At 63.5% G+C, this 5,595-nt stretch carries 1 protein-coding gene; it reads left to right on the top strand.

Annotated features, from left to right (window positions below; all coding sequences use genetic code 11):
- Positions 1 to 5,595: amino acid adenylation domain-containing protein (locus ACFQUU_RS28880; protein ID WP_382252048.1), on the top strand; the 5,595-nt coding region annotated here is incomplete at both ends.

Here is a 5,595-nt window from a genome sequence, read left to right as displayed (position 1 = left end):
CTGTGGCCGGCTCGGGCACGGCGTTGATCGACCTGGAAGCCGACAGTGGCCGCTGGGCGCGGCAGGCTGCCGACAACCTTTCCCGTAGCGAAACCGGAGTCGAACCCGACCACCTGGCGTACGTGATCTACACGTCCGGCTCGACCGGTCAGCCGAAGGGCGTGATGGTTGCGCATCGCGGGGTGGGCAACCTGGCACAGGCGCAGATTGCCGGGTTTGAGATAGAAGCCGACAGCCGGGTGCTGCAGTTTGCGTCATTCAGCTTTGACGCTTGCGTGTCGGAGATTGTGACCACGCTGGTGCAGGGCGCTACGCTGGTTTTGCCGGCCAGTGACATGGTGCTGGCCGGGCCGGTGCTGGTGGAGATGCTGGCGCAAGAGCGCATCACGCACGTGACCCTGCCGCCGGTGGTGCTGGCGGGCTTGCCGGAGGAAGCGCAGCTGGAGACGGTGCGCACGCTGGTGATGGCGGGCGAGGCATCGAATGCGGCCCTGGTGCGGCGTTTCGGGCGTAACCGTCGTTTGCTCAATGCCTACGGGCCGACCGAATACACGGTGTGCGCGACGATGCAGGTGTGCGATCTGCAAAGCGAGCAGGCACCGGCGATTGGGCGTCCGATTGCCAACACCCGCATCTATTTGCTGGACGTGCATGGTCAGCCGGTGCCACAGGGGGTGGTGGGCGAGATTCACATCGGCGGTGTGCAGGTGGCGCGCGGTTACCTGAACCGCGATGAACTGACGGCCGAGCGCTTTGTTGCCGACCCGTTCAGCAACGAGCCGGATGCCCGGATGTACCGGACTGGTGACCTCGGACGTTACCTGCCGGATGGCAGCATCGCATTTCTTGGCCGCAATGACCAGCAGGTCAAGCTGCGCGGCTTCCGTATCGAGCTGGGTGAAATCGAAGCTGCGCTGCTGGAGCAGGACGGTATTCGTGAAGCAGTGGTGCTGGCGCGCGAGGACCGGCCGGGCGACAAGCGGCTGGTCGCCTACCTGACGACCGATGCGCAGCTTGATACTGAAGCGCTGCGTGTCAGCTTGCAAGCAACGCTGCCCGAGTACATGGTGCCGGCGGCGTACGTGCAGCTCGACACCCTGCCGCTGACGCCGAACGGCAAGCTGGACCGGCAGGCGTTGCCGGCACCGGAAGGCGACGCCTACGCGAGCCATGCGTATGAAGCACCGGTCGGTGAAGTCGAAACTGCACTGGCTGCGATCTGGGCCGAAGTGCTGGGCGTTGAGCAGGTCGGCCGCCACGACAACTTCTTCACCCTCGGTGGCCACTCGCTGCTGGCCGTCAAGGTCGCCTCGCGCGTGCGTCAGGTACTGGGCGTGGAACTGGGCGTGACCGAGCTGTTCGCCCATGCCAGCCTGTCCTTACTGGCAACAGCCGTCGGCCAGGCTGCCCAAAGCGAGCTGCCAGCCATCACGCTGGCGTCGCGTGCAGACGCGCTACCGCTGTCATTTGCACAGCAACGGCTGTGGTTCCTGTCGCAGATGGAGGGCGTCAGCCAGGCGTATCACATCCCGATTGGCTTGCGGCTGTCGGGCTGGCTCGACCGGCGTGCGCTCTACCGCGCCCTTGATCGCATCCAGGCAAGGCATGAAGCCCTGCGTTCGACCTTCGTTCTCGAAGACGGCAAGCCGGTGCAACGGATTTCCCCCGAAGACAAGGCCTTCGAGTTGCGCGAGCTTGACCTGCGTACGCATCCGGACCGCGAAGCGGCGCTGGAAGACCTGGCGCGCCAGGAAGCGAAAGCGCCCTTCGATCTTCAGGCCGGTCCGCTGGTTCGGGCCTGCCTGATCGCGCTCGCCGACAACGAACATGCACTCCTGGTCACGATGCATCACATCGTGTCCGATGGCGTGTCCAAGAGCATTCTGGTGCATGAGCTGAGCGCGCTGTATTCCGCCTACATCCGCATGGAAGACGATCCGCTGGCGCCGCTGGCAATCCAGTATGCGGACTTTGCGGTATGGCAGCGGCATTGGTTGAACGCAGAACGCCTGCAAGCCCAGTGCGAGTTCTGGAAACGCACATTGGCGGGAGCGCCGGCTGTGCTCGAACTGCCGTCGGATCGCCCACGTCCGCCGGTACAAGACTACGCCGGCGATCACGTCGATCTCGTCTTCGACAAGGATCTGACCATTGCGCTGCAGGCCATGGGCGAACGCTACGGAACGACGCTGTACATGACGCTGCTCGCAGCCTGGAGCACGCTGCTTGCACGCCTTTCTGGCCAGGACGATATCGTCGTCGGTACCCCGGTTGCCAACCGCAATGCACCCGAAGTTGAGCGTCTGATCGGTTTCTTCGTCAATACGCTGGCGCTGCGCCTGGATATGTCCGGGACGCCGACGGCAGGCGGAATGCTGCAACGGGTGAAGGCACGGGTACTGGAAGCGCAGGCGCATCAGGACCTGCCATTCGAGCAGTTAGTCGAACTGGTCAATCCGGTGCGCAGCATGGCCCATACGCCGGTATTCCAGTCGATGTTCGCCTGGCAGGCCGATGAGGATGCTTCGCTCGCTTTGCCCGGGCTGGAACTGACACCACTGGCGGCGGTGTCCGGTGTTGCGCAGTTCGACCTGTCGCTGCATCTTTGCCTGAAGGACGGAAAGGTAACAGGCGAAATCGAGTACGCAACGGCATTGTTCGACCGGATCACCATCGAGCGCTTCGCCACCTGCCTGCGCACGCTGGCACGCGCCTTCGCTAGTGACGGCGCAGCATCCATCTCGCGCCTGCCCTTGCTGGACGAAGCGGAGCGGGCGGACCTGTTTGCCCAATGGAACGCGGTCGAGACGCTTGCGCAGCAGGACGTATGCGTGCACGCAGTGTTCGAGGAACGGGCGGCTGCCGCACCGGAATCGACCGCGCTGATGCATGACGGCAACGCCCTCTCTTACGGCGAGCTCAACGAACGGGCGAATCGGCTGGCACGGCACCTGAGAAAGCTCGGCGTCGCCCCCGACACGCGCATTGGGATATGCGCGGACCGGAGTCCTGAGACGCTGGTCGGCATGCTTGCCATCCTTAAGGCGGGCGCTGCCTATGTGCCGCTCGATGCCGCCTATCCGGCCGCACGTCTCGCACGCATCTTGGACGATTGCGAACCCTTGGCTTTGCTGGCGGCGGGATCGGCTGGTGAGCTGATTGCTGCACTCAACGTTGGCGCACAGTGCATTGATCTTGCCGGCGATGCTCATCGCTGGGCCGACGAAGAGGCGGACAATCTTCCGCCGCTGGCCGCGCCGCATCATCTCGCCTATGTGATCTACACCTCCGGTTCGACCGGCGAACCGAAAGGGGTGATGGTCGAGCATCGCTCGGTCGCTAGCCAGGTCCAGGCGCTTGCACGCCGCTACCGCATCAGCAAGAGCGACCAGGTATTGCAATTTGCATCGATCAGCTTTGATGCATCGGTGGAAGAGATTTTCTGCACGCTACTGTCGGGCGCGACGCTGGTACTGCGTAGCGATGCATGGCTGGCAAGTGCGCAGGTGTTCTGGCAACTGTGCGCGGCTAACCGGATCAGCGTGGCTGATCTGCCCACGCGCTTCTGGCAGCAGTTAGCCAGCGACACGGCCGCCGTCATCCCGCCATGCATGAGAGCGGTGATCATCGGCGGCGAGGCGGTCGAGCGGAGCGCGTTGCGCCAGTGGTTCCTGCGCGATGGACAGCGGCCGGTCTTGTTCAATACCTACGGGCCGACCGAGACGACAGTGGTAGTCACCGTCGACGAGATCGTCGATGGCAAAGGTTCGCATCGCTCGATCGGTCGTCCGATCGCAAATACCCGGATCTATCTGCTCGATGAGCAGGGTGCTCCCGTCCCGCCCGGCGTGCCGGGGGAAATTTACATCGGCGGACCAGGGCTTGCACGCGGCTACCTGAACCGATCGGAACTCAGCGCCCAGCGTTTCGTGCCCGATCCTTGCCTCGACGATCCTGATGCGCGCTTGTACAGAACCGGTGACATCGGACGTTTCGCTGTCGATGGCAGCCTTGAATTTCTCGGACGCCGCGATTCCCAGGTCAAGATCCGTGGTTTCCGGGTCGAGCCGGAAGAGGTCCAGGCGGTATTGGCACAACACCCCGGAGTTGCGGCCGCTGCCGTGTGCGTGTTTGAGGACGCCAATGCCGGCAAGCGGCTGGTTGCCTTCTTTACGGGTAACAGCGACGTTGCCGGGCCAGATGCACTGCGCGCCTTTTTGGCGAGCCGATTACCGGAATACATGGTGCCCGCCGCCTATGTCGCACTGGATAGTCTTCCATTAACGCCGAGTGGCAAACTGGATGTGCGCGCCTTGCCCGTACCAGGCGAGAGCGCCTATGCAATCCGCGTGTACGAAGCGCCAGTGGGAGCAGTCGAAACCGCCGTCGCGCAGGTCTGGTCGGAAGTGCTCAAGCAAGAGCAGGTAGGCCGGCAGGACGATTTTTTCATGCTGGGCGGACACTCGTTGCTGGGGGTGACCATGTGCGCCCGCCTACAACAGATGCTCGGCGTGGATGTCGGCATTGCCGACTTGTTCAATTACCCGGTCCTGAAAGTCTTTGCGCAAGCGGTCGGCCGCGCTGAGCACACCACACTTCCGCCCGTCATCGCGGTTGAGCGGAACGGCCCGCTGGCATTGTCGTTCTCGCAGCAGCGCCTCTGGCTGCTGGCGCAGATGGGTGAGGCAGATCTGACGCTGCACATGCCCGCAGGGCTGCGCCTGAAGGGCCGGCTGGACTTGCGGGCCTTGCAACGCGCGCTTGACAGGCTGATCGATCGTCATGAAGTTCTGCGTACCACCTTCGACCTGGCGGACGGCGTGCCGATGCAACACATCGGAGATGCGGGCCTGGGCTTCGCGTTGCAGGAACAGGATTTGTCGGATCGCAACGACGCACATGCCGAATTGCAGCACCTGGTGGTTGACGAAGCCAGTACGCGCTTCGACTTGCAGGCCGGCCCATTGGCGCGAGGTCGGCTGATTCGCATGGGTCCGGAAGAGCATGTTCTGCTGATCACCATGCATCACATCGTCTCTGATGCATGGTCGCTGGAAGTGCTGGTGCGTGAGTTGGGGATCCTGTACCGTGCATTCACGCACGATAGGGAAGATCCGCTTGCGCCGCTTGCAGTCCAGTACGCCGACTATGCGGCCTGGCAGCGGTGCGGCCTGGCCGGCGATGCGATGGCGATCCAGGCGGAGTACTGGCAGCGTACTCTTGCAGGCGCGCCAGCGCGAATTGAGTTGCCTTGCGATTACCCGCGCCCTGCGCTGATGGACCCGCGAGGCGGAATGGCGGGCCTTAATCTGGATGCCGGGCTCGTGGGCGAGCTGAAGGCGTTTAGCCAGCGCAACGGAACGACACTTTTCGTCACGCTTCTTGCGGCATGGGCGGTTGTGCTTGGGCGCTTGTCAGGACAGCAGGAACTGGTGATCGGGACACCGGTTGCCAACCGGAGCCGCGTCGAGCTTGAACCGCTGATTGGATTCTTCCTGAACAACCTGGCGCTGCGCGTGGACCTGTCCGGGCAGCCGGCTGTCGGGGAGTTGCTGCAGCGGGTGAAGAAGCAGGCGCTGGAAGCGCAGCAGCACC

The organism is Herbaspirillum sp. GCM10030257 (assembly GCF_042666555.1).
Classification (GTDB): Bacteria; Pseudomonadota; Gammaproteobacteria; order Burkholderiales; family Burkholderiaceae_D; genus Noviherbaspirillum.
Note: the sequence above shows the minus strand (reverse complement) of the source record. Positions and strands in the feature narration are given on the sequence as shown.